Annotated in this window: 21 protein-coding genes and 2 tRNA genes; 8 read left to right on the top strand and 15 right to left on the bottom strand. The window is 33.6% G+C overall.

Translation table 11 applies throughout. The features are described from left to right. Positions 1-33: 33 nt before the first annotated feature. Positions 34-106: transfer RNA gene (locus tag Q9Q97_RS14810), tRNA-Met, on the top strand. Between the two features lie 253 nt (positions 107-359). On the opposite strand, the gene Q9Q97_RS14805 is transcribed toward Q9Q97_RS14810, so the two are convergent. From Q9Q97_RS14805 to Q9Q97_RS14795, 3 genes are all read right to left on the bottom strand, one after another. Next, entirely contained in the window at positions 360-548 is a 189-nt protein-coding gene (locus Q9Q97_RS14805) for a bacteriocin (RefSeq protein WP_306158426.1), read from the bottom strand. 482 nt (positions 549-1,030) lie between these two features. Continuing rightward, positions 1,031-1,438 (bottom strand): hypothetical protein, encoded by a 408-nt coding sequence (locus Q9Q97_RS14800; RefSeq protein WP_306158423.1) that lies wholly within the window; start codon positions 1,436-1,438, stop codon positions 1,031-1,033. A 60-nt stretch (positions 1,439-1,498) separates the two neighbouring features. After that, entirely contained in the window at positions 1,499-2,089 is a 591-nt protein-coding gene (locus Q9Q97_RS14795) for a hypothetical protein (protein WP_306158422.1), read from the bottom strand. 268 nt (positions 2,090-2,357) lie between these two features. Here Q9Q97_RS14795 and Q9Q97_RS14790 point away from each other — a divergent pair. The 3 genes from Q9Q97_RS14790 to Q9Q97_RS14780 all read left to right on the top strand — a co-directional run bounded on the left by Q9Q97_RS14790 (position 2,358) and on the right by Q9Q97_RS14780 (position 4,890). Then, positions 2,358-2,429, top strand: a tRNA-Glu gene (locus Q9Q97_RS14790). Between the two features lie 108 nt (positions 2,430-2,537). Further along, complete coding sequence (locus Q9Q97_RS14785; RefSeq protein ID WP_306158420.1) at positions 2,538-3,737, top strand: PQQ-binding-like beta-propeller repeat protein; 1,200 nt, start codon at positions 2,538-2,540, stop codon at positions 3,735-3,737. Positions 3,738-4,014: 277 nt separating this feature from the next. Continuing rightward, the gene (locus tag Q9Q97_RS14780) at positions 4,015-4,890 is read left to right on the top strand and encodes a polyprenyl synthetase family protein (RefSeq protein WP_371878220.1); all 876 of its coding nucleotides are present in this window, start codon (positions 4,015-4,017) and stop codon (positions 4,888-4,890) included. 61 nt (positions 4,891-4,951) lie between these two features. Here the strand turns inward: Q9Q97_RS14780 and Q9Q97_RS14775 are convergent, their stop codons facing one another. Further along, the gene (locus Q9Q97_RS14775) at positions 4,952-5,257 is read right to left on the bottom strand and encodes a hypothetical protein (RefSeq protein WP_306158418.1); all 306 of its coding nucleotides are present in this window, start codon (positions 5,255-5,257) and stop codon (positions 4,952-4,954) included. A 235-nt stretch (positions 5,258-5,492) separates the two neighbouring features. Then, entirely contained in the window at positions 5,493-6,335 is an 843-nt protein-coding gene (locus Q9Q97_RS14770; protein ID WP_306158417.1) for a Two component regulator three Y domain protein, read from the bottom strand. Positions 6,336-6,515: 180 nt separating this feature from the next. Between Q9Q97_RS14770 and Q9Q97_RS14765 the strand changes: the two genes are divergently transcribed. Both Q9Q97_RS14765 and Q9Q97_RS14760 read left to right on the top strand, forming a co-directional pair. Then, the gene (locus Q9Q97_RS14765) at positions 6,516-7,004 is read left to right on the top strand and encodes a DUF1761 domain-containing protein (protein WP_306158415.1); all 489 of its coding nucleotides are present in this window, start codon (positions 6,516-6,518) and stop codon (positions 7,002-7,004) included. Between the two features lie 119 nt (positions 7,005-7,123). Next, positions 7,124-8,269 carry a GNAT family N-acetyltransferase gene (locus Q9Q97_RS14760; protein WP_306158413.1) on the top strand — a complete coding sequence of 382 codons (1,146 nt, stop codon included), beginning with the start codon at positions 7,124-7,126 and terminating at the stop codon, positions 8,267-8,269. Between the two features lie 389 nt (positions 8,270-8,658). On the opposite strand, the gene Q9Q97_RS14755 is transcribed toward Q9Q97_RS14760, so the two are convergent. Further along, the gene (locus Q9Q97_RS14755; RefSeq protein WP_306158411.1) at positions 8,659-9,528 is read right to left on the bottom strand and encodes a diacylglycerol kinase family protein; all 870 of its coding nucleotides are present in this window, start codon (positions 9,526-9,528) and stop codon (positions 8,659-8,661) included. A gap of 61 nt (positions 9,529-9,589) precedes the next feature. On the opposite strand from Q9Q97_RS14755, the gene Q9Q97_RS14750 reads away from it, so the two are divergent. Next, the gene (locus Q9Q97_RS14750) at positions 9,590-10,552 is read left to right on the top strand and encodes an App1 family protein (protein ID WP_306158409.1); all 963 of its coding nucleotides are present in this window, start codon (positions 9,590-9,592) and stop codon (positions 10,550-10,552) included. A gap of 324 nt (positions 10,553-10,876) precedes the next feature. Here the strand turns inward: Q9Q97_RS14750 and abc-f are convergent, their stop codons facing one another. Continuing rightward, positions 10,877-12,793, bottom strand: a complete 1,917-nt coding sequence (abc-f, locus tag Q9Q97_RS14745; protein WP_306158407.1) for a ribosomal protection-like ABC-F family protein — start codon at positions 12,791-12,793, stop codon at positions 10,877-10,879. Positions 12,794-12,858: 65 nt separating this feature from the next. Between abc-f and Q9Q97_RS14740 the strand changes: the two genes are divergently transcribed. Beyond that, positions 12,859-13,242, top strand: a complete 384-nt coding sequence (locus Q9Q97_RS14740; protein WP_125722554.1) for a DUF983 domain-containing protein — start codon at positions 12,859-12,861, stop codon at positions 13,240-13,242. On the opposite strand, the gene Q9Q97_RS14735 is transcribed toward Q9Q97_RS14740, so the two are convergent. The 8 genes from Q9Q97_RS14735 to topA all read right to left on the bottom strand — a co-directional run bounded on the left by Q9Q97_RS14735 (position 13,223) and on the right by topA (position 24,221). Then, positions 13,223-14,293: an FAD-binding oxidoreductase gene (locus tag Q9Q97_RS14735; RefSeq protein WP_306158405.1), complete on the bottom strand. Its 1,071-nt coding sequence runs from the start codon at positions 14,291-14,293 to the stop codon at positions 13,223-13,225. The two genes, Q9Q97_RS14740 and Q9Q97_RS14735, sit on opposite strands and share 20 nt — an antisense overlap. 77 nt (positions 14,294-14,370) lie before the next feature. Beyond that, positions 14,371-15,360: a gliding motility protein GldN gene (gldN, locus tag Q9Q97_RS14730; protein ID WP_306158696.1), complete on the bottom strand. Its 990-nt coding sequence runs from the start codon at positions 15,358-15,360 to the stop codon at positions 14,371-14,373. 187 nt (positions 15,361-15,547) lie between these two features. Further along, on the bottom strand, positions 15,548-16,537 hold the full coding sequence (gldN, locus tag Q9Q97_RS14725; RefSeq protein WP_306158403.1) for a gliding motility protein GldN: 990 nt from the start codon (positions 16,535-16,537) through the stop codon (positions 15,548-15,550). A gap of 44 nt (positions 16,538-16,581) precedes the next feature. After that, positions 16,582-18,123 carry a gliding motility protein GldM gene (gldM, locus tag Q9Q97_RS14720; RefSeq protein WP_306158401.1) on the bottom strand — a complete coding sequence of 514 codons (1,542 nt, stop codon included), beginning with the start codon at positions 18,121-18,123 and terminating at the stop codon, positions 16,582-16,584. Between the two features lie 51 nt (positions 18,124-18,174). Next, positions 18,175-18,819 carry a gliding motility protein GldL gene (gldL, locus tag Q9Q97_RS14715; protein WP_306158399.1) on the bottom strand — a complete coding sequence of 215 codons (645 nt, stop codon included), beginning with the start codon at positions 18,817-18,819 and terminating at the stop codon, positions 18,175-18,177. A 56-nt stretch (positions 18,820-18,875) separates the two neighbouring features. Next, a complete protein-coding gene (gene gldK, locus Q9Q97_RS14710) occupies positions 18,876-20,270 on the bottom strand; it encodes a gliding motility lipoprotein GldK (RefSeq protein WP_306158397.1) in 1,395 nt (464 codons plus the stop codon). A gap of 262 nt (positions 20,271-20,532) precedes the next feature. After that, entirely contained in the window at positions 20,533-21,684 is a 1,152-nt protein-coding gene (locus Q9Q97_RS14705) for a formimidoylglutamase (RefSeq protein WP_306158395.1), read from the bottom strand. Positions 21,685-21,689: 5 nt separating this feature from the next. After that, positions 21,690-24,221 carry a type I DNA topoisomerase gene (gene topA / locus Q9Q97_RS14700; protein ID WP_306158392.1) on the bottom strand — a complete coding sequence of 844 codons (2,532 nt, stop codon included), beginning with the start codon at positions 24,219-24,221 and terminating at the stop codon, positions 21,690-21,692. Positions 24,222-24,470: the final 249 nt, after the last annotated feature.

Here is a 24,470-nt window from a genome sequence, read left to right as displayed (position 1 = left end):
CGTATTTAGTGTGTATCTTTGCACCCGAAACATCGCGGGATAGAGCAGTAGGCAGCTCGTCGGGCTCATAACCCGAAGGTCACAGGTTCGAGTCCTGTTCCCGCTACTAACAGAACACCACTTTAAACAAAGTGGTGTTTTTTTTTTGAATTAATTTGAACGAAAGGCTCATATCCGCCGCAGCGGACACAGGTTCGAGTCCTGTTCCCGCTATTAAAGATAAAAGCTTCAGATCTCTCTGAAGCTTTTTTTGCTTTACTTTTGTTTTACTTGTTTGAAGGGTAAAAACTTGGAGATTTTTGCGAAGTATAAAAAATCATAAAATCCCAACTATTAAAATAAATATTTTTTACAAATAACTAATCTGCAAAGCAACAACCTCCACCAGCTAGAGGATATTCTGGAGGGCATGGTGCTCCATTTTTTAAGATGGCTTGTCCACTTGCAAGTGCTCTAGCACAAACTTCTGTCACTCCGCCTTTTACCGCTTTTAGCTCATTTTTAGTTAATTCTTGAGCTCCGTCTAATTTTAAAATTTTCTTCAACATAAAATAAGGTTTTAATCATTTAGTTAATAACCCAATCATTTAAAGACACTTGGGGGTTTGTCTATCCTTGCGCAAGAATTTTTTCTATATTTTATAAGAACTAAATATCTTTTCTCAAATCTTTCTTTCTCCAGAAATCATTTAAAAAACACTCTAATTCACTTATGTGATTTTTTTAGAAAACTATTAAACCTGTACGAATATACTTAATTCAAAAATCAAATCCTTACGTCTTTCCTCATTTTTAAAATTTTATTTAAGTATTCCCTCCAAACACTAAGAATACGGCAAAAAATTTATTTATCGATTAACGATTCAACAGAAAAACTTAATTAACTAAACTATAAAATAAAAAGCTCCAGATTTCTCTAAAGCTTTTGTTTACATAAATTTTTATTTTTTTTAAGTAATAGGCTTTTTTGCATTCTAAATATTAAATTTAAAACTATTAGGCTCATAATCCCTACATACTGTTGATTTTGTCACAAAGAAGTTGAACCATCAATCGCGTATGCTTTACCTTTAATGGAATCTTCAATAAAAATATTATCTTCATAACTTCTATACTCAAAAAAATCTATCTGATTTGTAATATTTCCAATTTTAACGATATCATTATAAGGAGAATATAATTCTAATTTGCCATTTTTAGTTCGTAAGAAAACACAAAAATAATCTTCACTATCTCCTTTGGGATATACATATGATGATGGCATTGAATCACATTTACCTTTTTCTAATGAAAAATAAACTTTTTCATCACAATGTATTTCATAAAGTTTAATTTGTTTAAAATTATGAATCTTGGTAAAACTATTATCTTTTTTATTGCAGCTAAATATCATTATCGTCGTCAATAGCAAGATTACCACTTTAAATTTACCCTTCATTTTTTAATCGTTAGATTCTTTCCTAGTTTTTAATTTGGTTATACTTTAATGCATCGTTTTTCAAAAACCTATATTTCCATTTTTTGGTGCATATAGTAATTTTAGATCAAGATAATATCTATCAAATTCTTTTTTAGAAATTGCTTCTACATTCAACAACCATTTTAAGTCATTTGCCTGAATCTCATTTAAATTAGGATCAAAATTTAGATATCTATCTATTAAATAGTTATCGCGCTCACTAAATAATGTTTCTATAAAACCATCAACAATCTTTTCATTAGGCTTTTTTTTAAACAAATAAAGATATCCTCCATTATGAGTTTTGATTTTCCATGAATTCTCATTCATCATTAGATACACACTCAACATTACAATAGACATAAAACTGAAAACTATCCACATATCTGGATCTGCGTCCTTTTCGTTTCGAAGAATAAACGAGATTCCTGCCATTCCCAAAATTAGAAATGCTATAACAAGTAAGACAGGATTCGTTGTTTTATGTGTCACCTTTTCTTTTGTTAAATTTTCAAAAGCTACAACACCTTCAGCTTCTCCACCAATATAGGATGTCTTATAGTGCAATTTGTTATCCAGAATATTGTATTCCCTTTTTGTAAATAATCGTCTCTGTTTTATTGTGTGCATGCTTTCTTTATATCTAAACTTATTTATTGATAGAAATTTATTTTCAAATATATTCTTTTTCTGTAATGTTTAAATAAAATCCAGAAGGTCTACAGCTTTTCTATTAAAAAGATTGCATTAGAACTTCAGATAAATCTTAATTTTTATTTTTTTTACAATATATAAACAACAGCTTTTCAGCTTTTTAAAAAATAATCCAAAAAAATCTCAAAAAATCCTTTGCACATCTCAAAAATAGTTGCATTTTTGCACCCGCAATAGCAAAGCAGGTCCGTTCGTCTATCGGTTAGGACGCCAGGTTTTCATCCTGGTAAGGGGGGTTCGATTCCCCCACGGACTACTTAGTAAAGACAAAAGCTTCAGAGAAATCTGGAGCTTTTTTTGTTTATATTTACTTCGTGAAATGTTTGAGAAAAAAGCAATCAAAAAATTCAACCCAAATCTTACAATGAAACAAAATCTAATAGCCCTTTTATTTGTATTCGCCTTTGCCAATATGTCTGGACAAGCACCCGCCAGCAAAACCAATTACACCAACAGCAAATTGCCGCCAGAAGAAGCCGTTACTAATAAATCTATAAAACCGCTTAAAAAAGAGTCTCTGGATGATACTTCAATTTTAATTTACGATTACGACGGTTCTCTTTTTTCATGGGATCTGGAAGTAGAAAGCATTGTTTGGACTTTAAAAACTGCTGATGCTCCTGCTGAAATGTGTGCCAACAAAATAACGATTCATGATGGAGTTGTATATATTCCGTTTGTTAATGGTGAAATTTATGCTGTAGATAACGGAACAGGCAATATTTTTTGGAAATCAAGATTAGGAAACATTACAGATCAGATTGTTTTAAAAGATCAAACTCCGATTATAGCTAACGGAAAATTATTTATTACAGCTCAAAACCAAAACCAAAGCAGTAATTTATATGCTTTAGATTTAAAAGATGGAAGTCTAGCTTGGAACTATAAATTGGACACACCAACCAACGATATTGAACCATTATTTTTCGACAATAAGATTTTTACTCAAAGCGGAAACAATGTCTACTGTTTTGAAGCCAATACTGGAAAATTGCTTAATCAAAAAACTTTTGACGAAACCATGAACGGAAAACCGACTACTGATGGTGAAAGTGTTTTTGTAGCAGGCGATAAAAATTGGCTGTACGCTTTAAAACCAAATAGCCTAGATGTTTTGTGGCAGTTTAAAATTGAAGAAAACCAAGGCAACGTTAAAGAACGCATTGTATGCCATGACAAAAAAATATATTTTGCAGCACAAGGCCCTGAAGTTTCATCGATATACGCTGTTGATTCTAAAACGGGAACGCAGCTTTGGAAAACCGATTTTAAAGCTGACAACGTAGAATACATTGTTAAAGAAGTGGAGAATCTTTGGGGATATACCAAAAAGAAGAAACTTTTTGAATTGGATTTATCAAACGGTGAAATCGCTTTTGAAGAAAAACTAACTACACTTCCGATTTCTAATATCGAATTTCCTGCAGATGAAAACTTGCTTTATTATTATTGTGATGCAGGCTTGATTCAGTTTGATTTAAAAGAAAAAGACGAAAACGTATATTATATGCGAACCTCGCTTAAAGACGATCCTTATAGCGCTTATATAAAGATAATCAGATAAAAGAAAAGAAGCTTCTTCAAATTAAAGAAGCTTCTTTTTTTTTTGAAGCAAGCAAATTAGATAACTTTAAAAATACCGAAATACAGCTATTTCTATAAATATCTTATTACCAAAAACTCATACAAAAAATCATAAAAAACTGTATATTAGATATTTAAAATCCAAAATATTAAGTTTTCATGTATACGATACCGCATACACAGATTTTTTTATTCGCTATTTAGAAAGCCAAAACATAGAAAAAAATCCTAAAAATCTATACAATTCCATTTCATACATGATGTTGCTAGGAGGAAAACGTCTGCGCCCTGTTCTTACCTTAATTGCAACAGAAATTTTTGGCTCCAATTTTAATCTGGCACTTCCTGCTGCTCTAGCTATAGAAACATTTCATAATTCGTCTTTAATTCATGATGACATTATAGATGACGATCCTATCAGAAGAGGAAAACCAACTGTACATAAAAAGTGGAGCACCAATACAGCCATTCTTTCTGGAGACGCAATGATTATCTTAACCTACAAGCACTTAGAAAAATACGCCCCTGACCTCGCTTTGCAATTGATTAAAGCAATTAACAAAATGGCCTTAGAAATCTGCGAAGGGCAGCAATTGGATGTTGATTTTGAAAGCAGACAAAACGTTTCTGTCTCAGAATACCTAAAAATGATAGAATATAAAACTGGTTCGCTTATAGCCACCTCTTTAAAAGTGGGCGCCATTATTGCGCAGGCTTCTCAGAAAAACTGTGATCTAATTTATGATTTCGGACTTAATTTGGGATTAGCATTTCAGCTTCAAGACGATTATCTAGATATTTATGGAGACACTCCTACTTTTGGCAGACGATTGTACGGCGATATTATTTCGAATAAAAAAACTTATTTATACCTGAAAACACTTGAGCTTTTAAACGAAACCGACAAAGAAAAATTGCTAAAACTGTTTGGCGTTCGCCTTGACGATAATACAGAAAAAATAAAAACGGTTAACAAATTGTATTTAGCTTCGGGTATTGCAGATATAACTCAAAAAGAAATTCAAAAATACACTTTCAAAGCTTTCGAATCTTTAGACAAGATCAACATACCAGAAAGCAAAAAAAAGCTACTGAAAGACCTCGGAAAAGAATTAATGAATAGAAGAATTTAACTTAGAGAATAAAAAAAGACCACTTTCAAATGGTCCTTTTTGCTATTTATTTTGAGAAAAATTATGCTCTAAACAAAGCATATTTATTATGGTTGTACAAAACTTTATCATAAGGAACATAAAGCGAAACTATTTTCTCTGTCGATTCATCAAATTTGATTCCGTTATGTTTTCTAAACAAATAAATTTCTTTCAGACAATTAGAAAGACTCTGGTGGATTTCACTTGTAAAAGTTGGCAGTTTTTTATCTCCTACCAAAAGATCAATTTGATAGTTAGAACTGCTTTTTGATAAGTTATTACCAATAATTCTAATTGTAAAAGTTGTCGATTTTCCGTGTTGCTCTCCCTGATATTGCAGTGTCATGATTTCTTCTTATTATTGATTAGTAATACCGCTTATTAATCGGTTTTTGGTTCTCTGGTTACTTCTATTAAAGTTATAAAAATTTTAGACAAACATAAAAAATCCTTTCTAAATTATATGTTATTTTTTTCAAGAAAGCTTTAAGCCTAAAAAAACGAAAACCGTAAGAAATTACGGTTTTAACAATTAACTAAATGTAAAATTCATTCATAAGCAGCGATCATTTTTGGGTAAACTATTGTAATTTATTTTCTTGGTTTATTTCTAATAAAAATGGATTTCCGTTCTCATCCATCATTGTCATATTCAAAGCGTCTAAAAGTGCTATATTTTTTGAAACTTCTCCTGTAAATTTATTGTACGAAAGATTCAATTCTGCCAAATTAGCCAACTTTTCAATTTCCAAAGGAATTGCGCCTGTAAAATCGTTATCAAACAAACTGAAATTTTGAAGTGCGTTCCAATTAATAATTTCACTTGTCAAATTTCCAGACAATTTGTTATGATTCAAAAGCAGTACTTTCAACCCAGCGATTTTATAAATCGAAACAGGCAATTTTCCTTGAATTTCATTATTAAAAACAGCTAGAATTTCCAACTGATGCAATTTTCCAATTTCTGACGGAATTTCTCCTGAAATCTGATTTCTAAAAAGCTCTAAATCTTTCAATTTTACTAATTGACAAATCGAAACCGGAATTGCACCAGATAACTTATTATCGGCAATATTAAGCACTTCCAATTCTTTCAAATTAAGAATTGACGAAGACAAGCTTCCTTCAATTTTATTGTTTTCCAGATTTAGCGATTCTAAATTTACAAGATCATAAAAAGCTTCTGGCAATTCTCCCTGCAGATTATTATCTGACAGATTCAGCGCAACGACTTTTCCGTTTTCGGCTTTAACACCGTACCAGGTAGAAACAGACAGACTTAAGTCCCACTTGTTTTTCCATTGCAAGCCATTTGTTGCGTGGTACAATTTTATAAGCGCTTCTTTTTCTTTATCCGAAACAGTATCTGCCAAAACACTTAGCGAAAACAGCCACGCAAAAAGAAAAGCGAGTAGATTTTTCATATTAGATTTGGGGAATTTAATATGCGACTAAATTATATAATTCATAGTTATAATGCACTATACATCGGCAAACTGTTGATAAAAATTTAATTTGTAAGATTTAATCCTGTATTTTAATTGTTTCCAAAAATCTATATTTTTTGATTACATTTGACTAACTAATTATAAAAACCTCATATTATGCAAATTAACTTCATCGCATTATTTCTTGCAGCAATTGTTTCATTAGTAACTGGATTTATCTGGTACAACCCAAAAGTATTCGGAACGATCTGGATGAGAGAAAATAATCTTACTCCAGAAGAGTTAAAAAAAGGGAATATGCTCAAAATCTTCGGATTAACGTACATTTTTTCTTTAATGATTACAATGACTTTAATGTCGCTAACTATTCACCAATCTGGTGCAGTCGGAATGGTTGGTGGACCGCCGATGCTGGATAGCGCAAAACCTTCTTTTGCTGCGTTTATGGCAGATTATGGAATGGCTTACAGAACTTTTAAACACGGAGCGCTTCACGGTTTTATGTCGGGATTATTTTTTGCTTTTCCTCTAATCGGAATTAATGGATTGTTCGAAAGAAAATCTTGGAAATATATTTTCATCCATAGCGGATACTGGATTCTTACACTGACTCTTATGGGCGGAATCATTTGTGGATTTGCTTAAATAAAACATACAAAAACCCGTTTGAAGAATTGATCTCAAACGGGTTTTTCTTAATAATAACTTAAACGCCATTAGTTATTGTAAATATTATCTAATTTTGAAGAAATTAGTCGACTCTTTTGAATACAACCTATTCTTTCCAGATTTACAAAAGCGCATCCTTACTGCCTTTAGAATGGAATTCGCTCGCATCAAATAATATTTTTTTGACACGAGAATATCTTGAAGTGCTGGAAAATTCTTCTCCAGTAAATATGACTTGCCATTTTATTGGTCTTTTTGAAGAAAAAAAACTAATCGGAATTGTTTTAACGCAATTCTTATTTGCCGAAAAACTAGAATCTTTTGGAGAACGCGATAAATGCTTAAAAACTTCGGTGCGTAATTTTGCTTTAAAGAATTTTGCTTCGCACGTTTTATTCGTAGGAAACAATATGCTTACGGGGCAGAATGCTTTTGTCTTTGATAAAAATATCAAAGAATCAAAAGCTATTAAAACGCTTCATAAAGCAATTAATGAGCTCAAAAAAGAGTTGAAAGAAAACGGAAAAAAAGTTCACATTACGAGCATAAAAGATTTTACTGCAAAAGAGATTGAACCGCTTCAGGCTGAATTCAAAAACAATTATACGTTTTCGACACAGCCGAATATGATTTTCGAAATCCATGAAAACTGGAAAACAGAACAAGATTACATCGACGCTTTATCCAAAAAATACCGCGATCAATACAAACGCGCACGCAAAAAATCGGAAGGAATTACAAAACAGCAATTGTCGCTTTCTGAGATTAAACAATATGAAGATGTTATTTACGATTTGTATTTTCATGTTGCTAAAAATGCCCCCTTCAACACCTTTTTTCTGGTAAGAAATCATTTTAGTTTCTTTAAAGAAATAATGGGAGAAAACTTTCTGCTTTATGGCTATTTCCTAGACGAAAAACTTATAGGTTTCAACACTCTAATCAAAAACGGAAACGTAATGGATACGTACTTTTTAGGTTATGACGAAAGTGTCCAACGCGAAAAAATGTTGTATTTAAACATGCTTTACGATATGATTGCGTATTCTATCAAGAAAGGTTTCCGAGAAATTGTTTTTGCCAGAACTGCGCTCGAAATCAAAAGTTCTGTTGGTGCAAAACCAGTTAAAATGTATGGTTTAATCACTCATAGCAATGCATTGATAAACCATAACATTTCAAGGTTTTTTAATTATCTGGAACCGAAAACAGAATGGCAGGAACGTAATCCGTTTAAATAAAGGTGTCGCTCCGCTGGAGCTTTGATAATTGTCAATCAAATAATTGCTATAAATATTAAGCTCTTCCAGAGCTATTTTACATAATCCCATTTTGATTGCTGCCTAAATAAACATTGCCGAAAAAACTCCATATTTTTAACAATTATTCCTCTATGAATATTAATCTCCGTGGAGCTTATTTTTCTTTATGCTAATTTTTTCTATAAATATTTCGCTCTTCCAGAGCTATTTGTCGCCTCTTATTTTGAATTGATTTCAAATATTTTTGACAATAAATACTAATTAAAAAGCTCTGGAGGAGCTTAATATTTATAGCAATTATTCCAACCTTAGAGTCCCAAAAGCTCCAGCGGAGCGACACATACACAAAGCATTCTTCAGAAAAAAATCTAAGGCACTGCCAATTTCATCTGTTTATGAAGAATATGAATTTCTAGAGAAGTCTGAGCACCACAATATTCTCCATCGATTTGGAAATTAACGGGATAATCGGTTTTGATTTGGGCTTTATCTGTCGAAATGATCACGATGTCATCAGAATCGATTGGCATATTTCCTGTAATTATTTTTCCAATTAAAAGTAGATCTAGGCTTTTTAAAATTACCAATTCAAACTTTCCGTCGTTCATAGTACCATTCGGATTGATGATTACACCCGTTCCGTACTTTTGCGAGTTGGCGATTACGATCATTCTTGCAACATGCTCTACCACTTTATTGTTTGCCGTAATGGTAGCCACAAATGGTTCTTCCGATTCTTTGAGCGTTGTAAAAGCTTGCAATGCATAACCCCAAAATCCGCGAACATCACTTTGTTCGTAATTTTTAACCAGATTGGCATTCAAACCAAGGTCGCTTAAATGAATGCTTTTTTTCCCGTTGATGCAAATCATATCCATTTCGATATAATGGTGCAAAAACGCTATTTTAAGGTTCTCCTCTATTCCTACTGGAAGATTCAAGTCAACAGAAAGTCCGTTGGCAGAACCAGCAGGCAGAATTCCGATAATAATGTCGTGTTCTTCCATAGCTTCGGCAACCATTTTTATAGTTCCGTCGCCACCAGCTACGACAATTCTCTCGGGAATATACTGATCGTATAATTTCTGAATTTCTTTCACATCATTCTTTCCGGTTGTTTCATACACTTCCAGATCAAAATGATTTGTGGCTGCAAATTCCTGAACAGCTTCTATTAAATCTGATTTGTCGAGATCGCCAGAGATAGGATTTACGACAAAGATGACGTTCTTTTTCAAAATTTTATTTTTAAAACCAATTATATTAAGTAAATTACAGTTACATAAATATACGTAATTAATGAAACCAATTTTACAATTATATCGAGGTTATGCAAATGAGCAAGAATTAATTGTAATGGGGCACGTTTTTAAAAGAGAGCATAATTATGATTTTGAAAAAAGGAAATTAAAAAATGCTACTTCAATTCTTAAATTGTTCCGAATAAAGACCATTCAAAATTTTGACGTTTACCTTCATTACAATGATCAAATAATTCACACGAAAACTCTAGACGACGGTTATTTTAAATTTTGTATTCCGTTGGACAAAGAAACTCAATTTGGCTGGATGCCTTACCAAGTAAGTCTTCAATATAATGATAAAACTGCGGTGTGTAAAGGCAGTTTTATTAGACCTCATAAAGGAAAATTAGGAATTATTTCAGATATTGACGACACTTTTCTGATTTCGCACACTAATAATTTCTTCCGGAAACTTTATATCTTACTTTTTAAAAACGTAAATGACCGTAAGGTTTTTAAGGATGTTGTACCTCATTACCAAGCATTAAGTTCGGCAGGCAGAACGAGCACCGAAGAAGTAAATGCTTTTTTCTACATTTCCAGCAGTGAGTGGAATTTGTATCGTTTTATTGCAAAGTTCACACGAATACATAAACTGCCAAAAGCGGTTTTTCTGTTAAAAGATATTAAACGCGGAATTACTGATTTTTTTATGAGCGGAAGAGGAAGCCATGATCATAAATTTGAAAAAATAAAACATGTTGTAGAGTTTTACCCCACTTTAAAATATGTTTTAATGGGCGATGATTCGCAGCACGATCCGATACTGTATGAGAGAATCTGCAAAATATTTCCAGTAACAGTCGTTGCGGTTTACATAAGACAGACTGGCAAAACCCAGAAAACAGAAGTAAAAAAAATCTTGAAGAATTTAGAAAGCTTAAATGTTGCTGTTTGCTATTTTAAAGAAAGCAGTAAAGCGATTGAACATTCTAGGTCGATTGGGATTATTGAATAATTCTTTTTATTTAAAATAAAATTACAATCATTTTTGTCATCCTGAGGAACGAAGGATCACATTCGGAATTCGTCACAGCTCGACAATATACTTTGTGGAGTTTCTAGTGTGATCCTTCGTTCCTCAGGATGACAAACAGAACGCAAAAACTCTTATAACAATTAAACTTTTTTTAGCCCAGATTGAAGTGGAAAGCCCGGAACTATAAACCCTCATTTTTCTTGCCTGAAAACAGCGACCGAAGGAAGCTCGTTTTATGGCTTAGAAAAATGAGGGTTTATAGTGAGGACTTGTAACGGAAAGCTGGATCAGCTCCTGAAAATATTATCCGTTAAAATTATCAATCTCTTCTTGAACTACTTCCCAGTCAATAAGTAATTGATCTAAATCGGCTTTCTTTTTGTTGTAAGCGGTAAAGAAAGAAGCATCTTCAACATGTTTGTCATAGTTGGTTTCTAGCATTTTATCGTCATTCTGAATGTCTTTTTCTAATTGCTGAATCTGACTTTCGATTTTGCTTAAACGGTTTTGAAGCGCTTTTGTTTTCTTCTGGTCTTCGTAAGAAACTTTGCTCGCTTCTTTTACTGGAGCAGCTGTTTTTACAACATCTTTTTTCTCGACTTCGCGCATGTTTTCAAGATTACGCTGTTCTAAGAAAAAGTTGATGTCTCCCAGATATTCTTTGATTTTCTGATCTTTAAATTCGTAAACGATATTTGACATTCCCTGAAGGAAATCCCTGTCGTGAGAAACTAATAATAAAGTTCCGCCGAATTTTTGAAGTGCTGCTTTCAGAACGTTTTTAGATTTAATGTCTAAGTGGTTCGTCGGCTCATCCATCAGCAAAACGTTGATTGGCTGTAGCAGCAATTTACAAAGTGCCAGACGGTTACGCTCGCCTCCAGAAAGTACTTTTACTTTTTTCTCTACATCGTCTCCGCGAAATAAAAACGAACCTAACATATCACGCACTTTCATACGATTGGTGTCGGTCGCCGCGTCTTCCATTGTTTGAAGCAAAGTGATTTCACCATCTAAATATTCGGCCTGATTTTGAGCAAAATATCCTAATTGTACATTGTGCCCTAACTTGATGTTTCCATCGTATTCGAATTCGTTTACCAAAGCTTTGATGAAAGTCGATTTTCCTTGTCCGTTTTGTCCAACGAAAGCAATTTTACTTCCTCTTTCGACCAATAGACTAATGTCTTTTAAAATCGTCTTATCGCCGTAAGCTTTTGTTACATGTTCAGCTTCGATTACTACTTTTCCTGGTTCTTTTGAAACGGGAAACGAAATATTCATTACAGAATTGTCGTCTTCATCAACTTCAATTCTTTCTACTTTATCTAATTTTTTAATCAGCGATTGTGCCATTGAAGCTTTTGAAGCTTTTGCACGGAATTTCTCGATTAATTTTTCTGTTTCTTCAATCTTTTTCTGCTGGTTCTTTTGTGTCGCCAATTGCTTTTCACGAATTTCATGACGCAGTTCTAAATATTGAGAGTAAGGTTTATTGAAATCGTATGCTTTTCCTAAAGAGATTTCGATTGTACGATTTGTAACGTTATCTAAGAACATTTTATCGTGCGATACAATCACTACAACTCCAGGATAATTGCGAAGGAAATTCTCTAGCCAAATGATACTTTCGATATCTAAGTGGTTGGTTGGCTCATCCAGAAGCAATACATCATTGGATTGCAATAGTAATTTAGCCAATTCGATACGCATTCTCCAGCCTCCAGAAAATGTTTCGGTTTGGTTATTGAAAACTTCTCTTTTAAAACCAAGTCCCAAAAGGATTTTTTCTGTGTCTCCAACATAATTATATCCTCCTAGAAGTTCAAAACGATGTGTATAATCAGAAAGGTCTTCAATGATTTGTCCGTATTCTTCGCTTTCATAATCGGTTCTGGTAACCAATTGATGGTTGATTTCTTCCAGCTTTTTTTCTACAACTTTAATTTCGGTAAAAGCCTCGTATGCTTCTTCCAAAACGGTTCTTCCTTGCTCAAAATCGATATCCTGGCGAAGGAATCCCATTCTGATATCTTTCTCTTGAGAAATAACTCCTGAATCTGGTTTAAAATCTCCTGCCAACATTTTTAGCATTGTAGATTTACCCGCTCCGTTTTTACCGACAAGACCTACGCGGTCGCCAGCGCCTAGACGAAAAGTAACTTCTTCAAATAAATAGGTTCCTCCAAAAGAAACGGAAAGATTGTGTATATTAAGCATAATTTTGTGACTGTTGTTACAAGAAATAAAGGCGCAAAAATGTACCTTTGATAAAATTTTTGCAAATGTTAAAAAAAGGATCCAAACTAAATAGCATTTTAACAGGAAGTTGTCCAAAATGCCAAAAAGAAAGCATGTATGAAGACAAAAATCCGCTCCATTTGAGTAAAGTTCTCAAAATGAATGAGCATTGCAGCCACTGCGGATTCAAATACCAGATTGAACCTTCCTTTTTTTACGGCGCCATGTACGTGAGTTACGGATTGAATGTTGCGGTCGGAATTGCTGCTTTTATTGTTTCGTTTGTCTTTTTTGGAGCAACTATCGAGCAGTCTTTTATTGCAATTATCTTGACACTGGTTGTTTTGTTTCCTTTTGTGTTACGACTTTCTAGAAACCTTTACATTAATATGTTTGTTTCCTACGATCCTAATGCCGGTCGGAAATAGATCTAAGATATCTTTTGTGGAAACGCTTAATATCGGCTTCTTTGTCAATTGGAGTCCCGTTTTCGATATGCTCAAATAACATTTTAGCCAAAGCCGGCCCGAGCATAACACCACGCGTTCCTAATCCGTTCAGGAGATGAATAGATTTATAGGCTTCGTGAGTTCCGATAATAGGCCTTCTGTCAGCAACCGTTGGACGAACGCCTGCAAAATGTTTCACTATCTCAAAATCGCACGTAATAATTTCTTTAATACGATCTAAAAGTTCTTTTTTACCTTCTTCGGTTGGCAGATCTGTCTTGTCATGCCAATTGTAAGTAGCACCAACTTTAAACAAATTACCACCTATTGGCAAAATAAAAACACTTGTATTGACAATAACATCCAGTTTTAAATCAGGAGCTTTTATTAAAAACAACTCCCCTTTTGTTCCATCTAAAGGAAGATAGTTAAAGTAAGGATTTTTATGCAGTCCAAAACCTTCTGCAAATATAATGTGGCGTGCTTTAATATTTTTATACTGAATTCCTGAATCAAGAAACTCTAAAAAAGAGCTGTGAAAAGATTCTTCCAATAGTAAATTGTTATCTTTTAAGTATTCTCTGTAGCTTTCTAACAATTGTCCTGTTTTAACGTAGCCTGTATGCAAAACTTCTCCATAATCGTGAGGCGAATCAATGCTCTGGTATTTTTTAGTTATCAGTTTTGTTGAAAGAAAAGGAGCCAAGTTAATTTTATCAGATGCTGCAAACCAATTGTTCTGTTCTTCAATAGAAAAGAATTTTCTAAGAATTGGCATTTTATAATTGAATTTTTCATTTAGCTTTTCTTCTACCTGATCATAGAATTCATTCATTAAAACCAAATGATCTTTTGCATTCCAAACTTCGCTGAAACGCTTTAAAATTACCGGATTATACAAACCTCCAGCAATCCTAGAAGAATTCTGTGACTTGTCATCAATAACTAAAATAGATTTATTGTTTTTTAGGGCGATTTCTGCGAAGGAAATTCCAGCTAGCCCAGATCCGACGATTAAATAATCAAGCATTGGTAAAATAGATAAAATAAAAAAACTCTTACTGCAAAGGTAGCAAGAGTTTTTTGATTATTAAGTTATTAATGGACTTAGTAATTCCACATATCTTGTTCAAAGTTGCGAATTTTTTCTTTTACTCTTTCAGCTTCTAACAACTGGTTTTGCGCATTGTCTTTCATGTAGTCTTTAATCTCACGATCGCCATATACATTTTCTTCTTTGTAAATAACCGAATTAAATCGTCGTGAATTTAAGATTTGATCAAACGAAATTGGAAGTGCTGAATTGTTGTCATTGAAAGCTTTGGCTTCATGAAGTACATCGCGGGCATTTGGGAAGAAAACCCAAAACAATTCTATATAATCTTTTTCGTCACTGTTCATTGTATAAACATCAGGAGTGACAGGGCAAATTCCGAGCAGACGATATTTTAAATCGCTTTGTCTTTTATCAAAATACCAAAACCCTTTAATTTTGTATTGACTTACATCTGCAGCAGTAAGATCTTGTTTCAAAATATATTCAGCAGGAACTGTTCTAGTTGGGCCAACAGTTTGGTCAACATAAGTCACTTTTTTGTTTTTTCCAGTACCGGTTACTACTTTCTTTTTCACAACACGTGTTCTATAATCATCCGGATATTGATTAATGAGCTCTCGTCCAGCATCGGTAGTATCCACACGAGATAATGCTCCTTCGACATCTTTCATTGATTTTTTAGTAGTAAAGTAACTGTCTGTATAAACTTCTGTTATCTTTCCACTTTTAATTCCTTTAGTCAAAACATCATAAAGCGAACGCCTATCACGGCCAATATTAGCAGTATCTACAGGAAAATACAACGGAAAATTGATTTTTTCATTTAAATCAATAATTTCCCAAACGGTTTTTCCCATCAAAATATCTCTGTCATCTACATAGCCGTAAGCTAATGGCTTATCATTATCGGCAATCATCTGAGCGGCCGTCTTAACACCAATTTCATCAACAGTTTTAGCATTAAGCAAATTAGACTGTGCCAAAGACAAAAAGCTCGTAGTTACAGTCAAAATAACAATTAAAAAATTTCTTAGTTTCATCATAATCATTTTTACAAGACATTAAACGAAGTTTTATTTTAAATATTGTTATTTTTCTTACATAAATAAAAATTATACATTTTAGCTTTCCCCTTTCTTTTAAAAAGGAGTATCTGAATTATCTACATAAAAAAAACTCTTACTACAAATGTAGTAAGAGTTTTTCATTATTGTACTATGTATCAACTTAGTAGTTCCACATATCTTGCTCGAAATTGCGAATTTTCTCTTTTACTCTTTCAGATTCTAACAACTGATTTTGTGCGTTGTCTTTCATGTAATCGCTAATTGCTCTGTCTCCGTAAAGGTTTTCCTCTTTGTAAACAACAGCATTAAAACGTCTTGAATTTAAAATCTGATCAAATGAGATTGGAAGTGCTGAGTTGTTGTCATTGAAAGCTTTTGCTTCATGCAGTGCTTCTCTGGCATTTGGGAAAAATACCCAAAACAATTCAATATAATCCTTTTCGTCACTATTCATTGTATAAACGTCTGGAGTTACTGGACAAATTCCTAGTAAACGATATTTCAATTCACTTTGACGTTTGTCAAAATACCAGTATCCTTTAATTTTATACTGAGTAACATCTGCTGCAGTAAGGTCTTGTTTCAAGATATATTCAGCAGGTACCGTTCTTGTTGGTCCAACTGTTTCTTCAACATAAGAAACAGACTTGTTTTTACCTTTACCAGAAACTACTTTTTTCTTCACTACACGTGATTTGTAGTCATCTGGATATTGGTTAATTAACTCTCTACCAGCATCAGTTGTATCAATACGAGATAATGATCCTTCGATGTCTTTCATAGATTTTTTAGTATTGAAATAACTATCAGTATAAACTTCAGTTACTTTTCCACCTTTAATAGCTTTAGTTAAAACGTCATAAAGAGAACGTCTATTAGGACCAATATTAGCTGTATCTACTGGAAAGTATAATGGAAAGTTGATTTTTTCATTCAAATCAATGATTTCCCAAGTTGTTTTCCCCATCAAGATATCTCTATCATCTACATAACCATAAGCTAATGGCTTATCGTTATCAGATATTAATTGAGCAGGAGTTTTAAGTCCAATCTGATCTGGTGTTTTTGCATTAAGCAAATTAGATTGCGCATAAGAAGCAAAACCTCCAGCGATAGAAACAATTGCTATTAAAAAATTTCTTACTTTCATCGTGGTATCGTTATAAGATATTGAATGTAGTTTACACTACTTTATTATTGTATTTCGTAAATTACAGGAGCAGTTCTTGGTAATAAATAGCTACCAGCTCCAACAAGTTTAGTTTTAATTTCAGAAATAGTAACTTGGTCTCCTTTACCTGCTCTTGAAAGTACTTGTTTACATTGTGCATTCATTTTGTTTCCTGAAACAACAACAGTAGGTTGTCCAGCAATTTTCATATTGAATCCAACAACATCTAAACCAACTTCAAAATCAAAATCAAGAAGTTTAGCTCCAATAGTAGCAATTTCTAGGTTAGATTTAGGACCTTTAACAACTCCCATTTCACCTCTAATTGTTCCTGTTGGACCAGGAATACCTTTAATTCTGAATGTTTTCTTATCTGTTACTTTGTCACCGTTTGGCAATGTACCAGTTACAGAAATTGTAGTTTCAGTACCTTGACCTGGGCTCATGTTATATTTCCCTGGTTTTCCAGCAGAAGCTAAACCTGGAGCGCTTGCAACAATTTTGTTAGCATCTACACCAGCAAAAGATACAGAGATTGGGTTAACAACTCCTCTATATACTACGTTCATTTTATCTGCAGAAATTGTAGCAGAGTTTGGTCTTGGAACTACAACATATTTTCCAGAGAATTTTAAAGGAATGTTTTTTCCATCCTCTAAGAATGTAAATTGTCCGTTGATGTCTTGTTCTCCAACTCCACCAGCAGTTAAAGAGATAACAGCTTGTCCGTTAACAATTTGTCCAGGACCTTGGAATGAAGTAGGTTTTGTATTTTCGTCATAACGACCTAAAACTACTTTACCTGTTACTTTTTCACCTTGGAAGTAAGCATTTTTATCTAAAACAACAATTGCTTGGTAGTTGCTGTAAGAAGCAGCAGCAACTGCAGCTTTACCTAAAGCACTGTTATAAACGTCTGCTTCAACTTTTTTAACGTCATTTTGCCAAGCTGAAAGTTTTGCAGCTGAAGCAATTGCAGGAAATCCTTTAAAGTGGTAAGCTAAGTATTTTTCTTTGATACCTTCTTTGTTTTTCACATCAGAAACATCAAATTTTTTCTCAACCTCAGAAATGATTCCAGCGTATTTTTTATCTGTACCTAAAGCTGCTTTGATATCAGCTTTGTATTTTTCGATTTTAGAAATAATTTCGTTACCTTTTTTAGTGTAACCGTCTCCTGTAAACCAGTCGTCGATATTATCTCCTCTATCCATAGATTCGTAAGGCATCTTTCCAGTTGCTTTATCAACTTCAAAACCTTTTACAGCCTGAGCTTTTAGAGTAGCTATATAATCATAAAAATCTTTTGTAATTGCTTCAACTTTATGAGCTGTTTCAGCAGCAATAGCAAATTCTCCTTTTGCCTCAGCTGCTTTTTGATCTAAAGCTGTTAATAAACCTGTATTTGTTTCTGTAGAAGTCGTATTTGCACTTTCGAATTTTTCGTTCATCAAACCAAAAGCAGAAATAACTTCTTTCGATACGTTCATTGCTAACATTGCGATGAAAACCAGATACATCAGGTTGATCATCTTCTGTCTAGGGGTTAATTTTCCTCCTGCCATTTTTTTCTAATTAGTTCTTATTAATAAATGTAATATCTAGTTAAAAACTAATTATCCTTTGTTACTCATTGCAGAAAGCATTCCACCGTAAACACTGTTTAATGAAGCAATGTTTGCAGTCATAGAAGCCATTTGTTCTTTTAATTTAGAAGCGTTTTCAGCGATTTCTTTGTTAGCCTCAGTATTTCTAGAAGCGCTCTCTAATTGTACTTTATATAAACTGTTTAATGATTCCATTTGTGCAGCAGCAATAGACATTTCTTCAGCATATTTCTTTTGTCCTGCAATAGAATCTACTGTCGGAGAAATTGCTTTAGCAGCTCCTTCGAAGTTTTTGATGCTGTTTCCTAAGCTAGCCATTAACTCACCGTCAACTTTAGCTTCTTTCAACATAGCATCTAATTTTTGAGATAATAATCCTTGTGCGTCAGTTGACTCAGCTTTAACTTCTTTTTTTCTAGCTTGTCCGTTAGCTAACTCTGGGTAAACTAAAGTCCAATCTAATTCTTCTTCAACTGGTTCGAAAGCAGAAAGCGCAAAAATTAACGCCTCAGTCACCAATCCTACTGAAAGCATAACTGTACCTGTTAATGGTCCAATCTCAAAGTGAGTAATTTTGAATAAAGCTCCAACGATTACCACTGCCGCTCCCATACCATAAGCGAAATTCATTGCTTTTTTACTTAATAATGCCATAATACTTTTTTTTTAGGTTTTAAAATAGATTTGTTGGATATTGATTTAATTATAAATTACTTTTTTCTGTTACCTGTTACTTGAGTACCCATGTAATCTTGTACAGTTCTGAATCCGATGTAGCTTCTAGCAGAATCAGCATATTCGTGGTCACGTGTACTTACCTGTAGGAAATAAGCAACGTCTTTCCAAGAACCACCGCGAACAACTTTTCTTTGGTTCTTACCATCAATTACGTTTGGATTCATTGTAGATACATACTCGTATGCGTTTGGATTGTAAGCTGAATCTGTCCACTCAGAAACGTTTCCTGCCATGTTGTATAATCCGTAACCATTAACATCGTATGATTTTGCTTCAACAGTATAAAGAGCTTCGTCAGCTGCATAATCCCCTCTACTTGGTTTAAAGTTTGCTAAGAAACAACCTCTATCACTCTTAGTATAAGGACCTCCCCAAGGGTAAGTAGCAGACTCAAGACCTCCTCTAGCAGCGTACTCCCACTCTGCTTCAGTTGGTAATCTGAATGAGTTAACTAAGTCACGCCCTTTTTTCTTAGATTTAATGTAACTGTTTTTATTTAGTGTTCTCCAAGCACAGAATGCTTTAGCTTGTTTCCAAGTCACACCTACTACAGGATAATCTCCATAAGCTTTGTGCCAGAAATAATCGTTATGCATTGGCTCATTATATGAATAAGCGAAATCTTTAATCCAAACTGCAGTATCTGGGTAAACATTTACTTGCTCTGTTTTTACGAAGTCACTTCTTTTTCCAACTTTTGCTTTTGCAGCAGCTTGAATATCCATCCAAGAATAACGGAATTTCAATTTATTTACGTCAATTGTTCTTAAACCATTATAAGATTCTTCAATTGGCAAATACATAGAATCCATTACTTCAGCGTAATATTCATCTGGATATGCTTTTGTATCTTTAATTAACTTAACTTTTCTGTTTAGTTTTCTTCCAGCATACGGATCATCTTTTGTACCAACACTATAATAGTTGTCATACATATATTTATCGTAAGCCGTCATTTTTTCTGGATCAGAATCGTTAAAAGCATAGTCAGCAATACTTCCGCCTTTGCTTCCTTTTCCGTCAGCAGGTTTTTGTCCTGTTTCGTCAGCTAAGATTGCTAAACGAACTCTCATTGTAGAATCTTTTACCCATTCCACAAATTGGCGATACTCACTGTTTGTAATTTCAGTTTCATCCATGTAAAATGAACGAACTGTTACAGTTTTAGTTGGAGCATCTTCTACATTAGCTAAATCAGCATCTGATTTACCCATAATAAAAGATCCGCCTGGAACCAAAGTCATTCCATAAGGTTTTTCAGGATGCCATTTCCCTCCTGTAACACCAACTAATTCACCTTTGTCACCTGACTTACCACAGCCGATTACTAGTGTTAACATTGCTGCAAATGCAATAAACTTCTTCATATAAATTTGGGATTATCTATTCATTATTAAAAGTCCGTAAACGTATTTATTATTTATCTAAAAAACAATACTACTTGCGAATTTATTTTACCGTTCAAAAATAATGTTAAATAAAATAAAAAAAAAATATTTTATCGATAAACTGTTCTAAAAAATCGATGTAAAACGTTAATTTTTATATATTATAATTATTTTCCTACTAATTTAATTTAACTATTTTCAACAACTTTTAAAAATTTAAGATTTCACTTAAATTTTCGATCTACAAAGCATTTTTTCGTTGCGCTTTCCACCATCTTTCTGGCAATTCTTGATTGCAAGCCGACAAATATTCGTCGTAAGAACATGGTAATAACGTATTTCTTTTCAATTTATTGTTGCCATTAGATTCAAATGGAATTTCGATCCACCAACGGTCTGTTTTATCACTTTTGTAAAATATCAATTCTTCATCATCTAGCGGAACTATATATTTTAAATAGTTTGCTCTGCTTCCAAATGGATATTCTTTTGAACGGTAATGATAACCTTCTATAAAATACCACACAATCTGAGCAATAATAACCGATTCGGCCAATGTGCTGTTATGATTAAATACACCAAAAGAAGAAACTTTATCACTGATACCTGCGTATCTAGCCAAAGCACAAATCTCTTTTCCGTTAAATCCGTTTGGCTCAAAAGTTACCATATTTGCTGAAGCAGAAGATTTTACAGAATTTAAATCTATACTAACTAAGTCTGCATCTCTAAAAACAGGTTCGGCCAATGAAATTTTATTCGAAATTTCGCCTAATCGATAAGCATCAAAAAACAGCTTTTCGATCAAATCGATTTCTTCTTGTGAATTATAGTAGGTTTGATACCCTATATTACAGTAGTTGAATAGGTTATTTGGCTCATCAATAATAATTTTTGTCAGATACGAATTAGCCGAAACTAATTCATTTTCTTTACCAAAATCAAATTTATTATCAACTGCAACCAGATTTACCATTTGCTCCAAATCATCGTAAGCACGATACAAAGCATAGGTCAAATCTTGAGAACCTCCTAGGACTATAGGAATAACTTTTCTTTTAATTAATGATGCGGTAACTTTCTTAACGGCAAAATAAGTATCCTCTACAGAATCACCTGCCAGTATATCTCCTAAGTCTGCAATTGAAGCATCCCAGTTACCTGGAAACATGCTATAAAGCTTTTTACGCAGATTCGAAAGATTAACTTCGTTAATCATATTGATGTTTGTACGGTCTTCTAAAACACCAATTATAGCAATATTAACCTGCTCGATATCAGGAAACTGATCTTGGGTATGAAAGACAACTTTACTCCCAAGCTCTTGTGAAGACAGTGCGCCGACGAATTTTACAATTGCATCATTAACTGGTTCTAGAAAATCAAATTCCATCTATATTATTTCTTTTTAGCAGCTGTTTTAGCTGGAGCTTTTTTAGCCGTTGTTGTTTTTTTGGCTGCTGTTGTCTTTTTAGCTACCGTTTTCTTTGCTGGAGTTTTTGCAGCAATCATTTCTTGAACTTGTGCTAATGTTAGTTTTGTAGCATCAACATCTTTACTCAACTCAATTTTGATTTTTCCTTTTAGGATCACAGAACGTCCCCAACGAGCTTTTTCCACTACGATTCCTTCTTCTTCCCAGTTATGAATAACTTTATCAATATTCTTTTGCAGTTTATCTTCGATCAACTCTTCAACATCTGCCTGCGATAAATTATCAAAATTGTATTTTTTGCTCACATTTACAAAAAGTCCATTCCATTTGATGAATGGTCCAAAACGCCCCACTCCTTTTTGAACAGCTTCTCCTTTATAAGTGGCAATTGGCGCATCAGCAAGTGCTTTTTCGTCAATTAGTTCTTGAGCTCTTTCTTTTGAAACCCCAAGCGGATCTTCTCCTCTTGGCAATGAAATAAAAACGCTCCCATGACGAACATAAGGACCATAACGGCCATTATTTACCTCTACTTCTTCTCCTTTATATTCACCTAAACTTTTTGGAAGCAAGAATAAATTCAAAGCTTCTTCAAGTGTAATGTTTCCAATATTCTGATCTGCCATTAAGCTGGCAAACTTTTTATCTTCATCATCTGCTTCTCCAATCTGCGCCATTGGGCCAAATTTTCCTAAACGAACAGAAACTTGTCTTCCGTCTGCATCTTTTCCTAAGATTCTTTCACCGCTTTCACGTTCAGCATTTGCTTCAACTTCTTTCACATTTGGATGAAACTGATTGTAGAAATCTTGCATCATTTTTGCCCAATCGATATTTCCTTCGGCAATTTCGTCAAAATCCTGTTCTACTTTTGCAGTGAAATTATAATCTAGAATATTACCGAAATTCTTCACTAAGAAATCCGTAACAATAGTTCCAATATCTGTAGGAACCAGTTTTCCTTTATCAGAACCTGTATTTTCTTTTAAAACTTTTTCACCTACTTTACTATTTTGCAAAGTAAGCTGTGTATAATTACGTTCTACACCTTCAAGAGTTCCTTTTTCAACATAATTTCTATTGATAATAGTTGAAATTGTCGGTGCATAAGTAGACGGACGCCCGATTCCAAGCTCCTCTAGTTTTTTAACTAAAGATGCCTCCGTGTAACGTGCAGGCGGTCTTGAATATCGTTCTGTGGCTGTAATATAGTTATTAGCCAGTTTTTCGTTTACTTTTAAAGCAGGAAGCATTCCTTCTTGTTCTTCTTCATCGTCATCGTGACCTTCTAAGTATACTTTTAAAAAACCTTCAAAAAGCAAAACTTCTCCAGAAGCTGTAAAAATTTCGTCGTGATTATCGGCTTCGATTTTTACATTTGTTCTTTCCAATTGCGCATCGCTCATTTGAGATGCCAAAGTTCTTTTCCAGATCAAATCGTACAGACGAGCTTGATCACGGTCAATATTTACGGTGTGACGAGACATATCTGTCGGACGAATTGCTTCGTGCGCTTCTTGTGCTCCTTTATTTTTGTTGGCAAAAACTCTCGGTTTTGAGAATTCTTTTCCGTAAGATTTAATGATTTCAGCTTCTGCGGCAGCCATCGCTTCCTGCGAAAGATTTACAGAGTCAGTTCTCATATAGGTAATAAGTCCTGCCTCGTATAAACGCTGTGCTAACTGCATGGTGATTCCAACTGGCAAATACAATTTTCTTGCTGCTTCCTGTTGCAATGTAGAAGTTGTAAAAGGTGCTGTTGGCGATTTTTTGGTAGGTTTAGTTTCTAAATCCCCTACCTTATATTTAGAACCGATGTTTTGATTTAAGAAATCTTCGGCTTCTTTTTTAGTATTGAAGTTTTTTGGCAGTTTTGCTTTGAAAGCTTTTCCTGCTTCGTTTACAAATTCTGCAACAATAGAATAAGTTGCAACTGCATTAAAATTCTGGATTTCGCGTTCTCTCTCTACAATTAAACGAACAGAAACCGATTGTACACGTCCAGCTGAAAGTCCGCCTTTGATTTTTCTCCATAAAACTGGAGACAATTCGTAACCTACTAAACGATCTAGAACACGACGTGCTTGCTGAGCATTTACTAAATTATAATCTATTTCTCTTGGATTGTCAATTGCTTTAAGAATCGCAGATTTTGTAATCTCGTGAAAAACAATTCGTTTGGTCTTTTTTGTATCAAGTTTTAATTCTTCCGCCAAGTGCCATGAAATAGCTTCTCCCTCGCGGTCCTCATCGCTCGCTAACCAAACCGTTTCGGCATTCTTAGAAAGTGATTTTAGTTTCGTTACCAAGGCTTTTTTATCTGGAGAAACTTCATATTTAGGTTTAAAACCGTTTTCTACATCTACTCCTATTTCCTTTGATGGTAAGTCGGCTATGTGACCATAACTTGACTCCACCTGAAAATCACTTCCGAGAAATTTCTCTATCGTTTTCGCCTTTGCAGGTGACTCCACTATTACTAAATTCTTTGCCATTGCTCTATTTTTCTGCAACAAAAGTATTTATTTTTTTTAAATATTAACCTTGCAGATGCATTTTTGAGGTATTTTGATATTATGAAACTTAAAATTGCAGATTTATCTGTAATAATCTCGATAATATATATAGGTATAACTTTTAATGATTTCTGACCGAGAAATCCCTTTTATTTTAGATTTTAGATTTTAGATTTTAGATTTTAGATTTTAGATTTTAGATTTTAGATTTTAGATTTTAGATTTTAG

It is taken from the genome of Flavobacterium sp. DG2-3 (assembly GCF_030730925.1).
GTDB lineage: Bacteria > Bacteroidota > Bacteroidia > Flavobacteriales > Flavobacteriaceae > Flavobacterium.
This window is presented reverse-complemented; position numbering and strand designations above follow the sequence as displayed.

Bases quoted from the DNA above. Each gene is read 5' to 3' on its own strand.
- gldN (WP_306158403.1), bottom strand. From the start codon at position 16,537: ATGAAAGTAAGAAATTTTTTAATAGCAATTGTTTCTATCGCTGGAGGT.
- Q9Q97_RS14765 (WP_306158415.1), top strand. From the start codon at position 6,516: ATGCAAATTAACTTCATCGCATTATTTCTTGCAGCAATTGTTTCATTA.
- Q9Q97_RS14800 (WP_306158423.1), bottom strand. From the start codon at position 1,438: ATGAAGGGTAAATTTAAAGTGGTAATCTTGCTATTGACGACGATAATG.
- gldL (WP_306158399.1), bottom strand. From the start codon at position 18,819: ATGGCATTATTAAGTAAAAAAGCAATGAATTTCGCTTATGGTATGGGA.
- Q9Q97_RS14795 (WP_306158422.1), bottom strand. From the start codon at position 2,089: ATGCACACAATAAAACAGAGACGATTATTTACAAAAAGGGAATACAAT.
- Q9Q97_RS14780 (WP_371878220.1), top strand. From the start codon at position 4,015: ATGATGTTGCTAGGAGGAAAACGTCTGCGCCCTGTTCTTACCTTAATT.
- Q9Q97_RS14775 (WP_306158418.1), bottom strand. From the start codon at position 5,257: ATGACACTGCAATATCAGGGAGAGCAACACGGAAAATCGACAACTTTT.
- Q9Q97_RS14705 (WP_306158395.1), bottom strand. From the start codon at position 21,684: ATGGAATTTGATTTTCTAGAACCAGTTAATGATGCAATTGTAAAATTC.
- Q9Q97_RS14750 (WP_306158409.1), top strand. From the start codon at position 9,590: ATGAAACCAATTTTACAATTATATCGAGGTTATGCAAATGAGCAAGAA.
- gldM (WP_306158401.1), bottom strand. From the start codon at position 18,123: ATGGCAGGAGGAAAATTAACCCCTAGACAGAAGATGATCAACCTGATG.
- gldN (WP_306158696.1), bottom strand. From the start codon at position 15,360: ATGAAACTAAGAAATTTTTTAATTGTTATTTTGACTGTAACTACGAGC.
- Q9Q97_RS14740 (WP_125722554.1), top strand. From the start codon at position 12,859: ATGTTAAAAAAAGGATCCAAACTAAATAGCATTTTAACAGGAAGTTGT.
- Q9Q97_RS14805 (WP_306158426.1), bottom strand. From the start codon at position 548: ATGTTGAAGAAAATTTTAAAATTAGACGGAGCTCAAGAATTAACTAAA.
- abc-f (WP_306158407.1), bottom strand. From the start codon at position 12,793: ATGCTTAATATACACAATCTTTCCGTTTCTTTTGGAGGAACCTATTTA.
- Q9Q97_RS14785 (WP_306158420.1), top strand. From the start codon at position 2,538: ATGAAACAAAATCTAATAGCCCTTTTATTTGTATTCGCCTTTGCCAAT.
- topA (WP_306158392.1), bottom strand. From the start codon at position 24,221: ATGGCAAAGAATTTAGTAATAGTGGAGTCACCTGCAAAGGCGAAAACG.
- gldK (WP_306158397.1), bottom strand. From the start codon at position 20,270: ATGAAGAAGTTTATTGCATTTGCAGCAATGTTAACACTAGTAATCGGC.
- Q9Q97_RS14735 (WP_306158405.1), bottom strand. From the start codon at position 14,293: ATGCTTGATTATTTAATCGTCGGATCTGGGCTAGCTGGAATTTCCTTC.
- Q9Q97_RS14770 (WP_306158417.1), bottom strand. From the start codon at position 6,335: ATGAAAAATCTACTCGCTTTTCTTTTTGCGTGGCTGTTTTCGCTAAGT.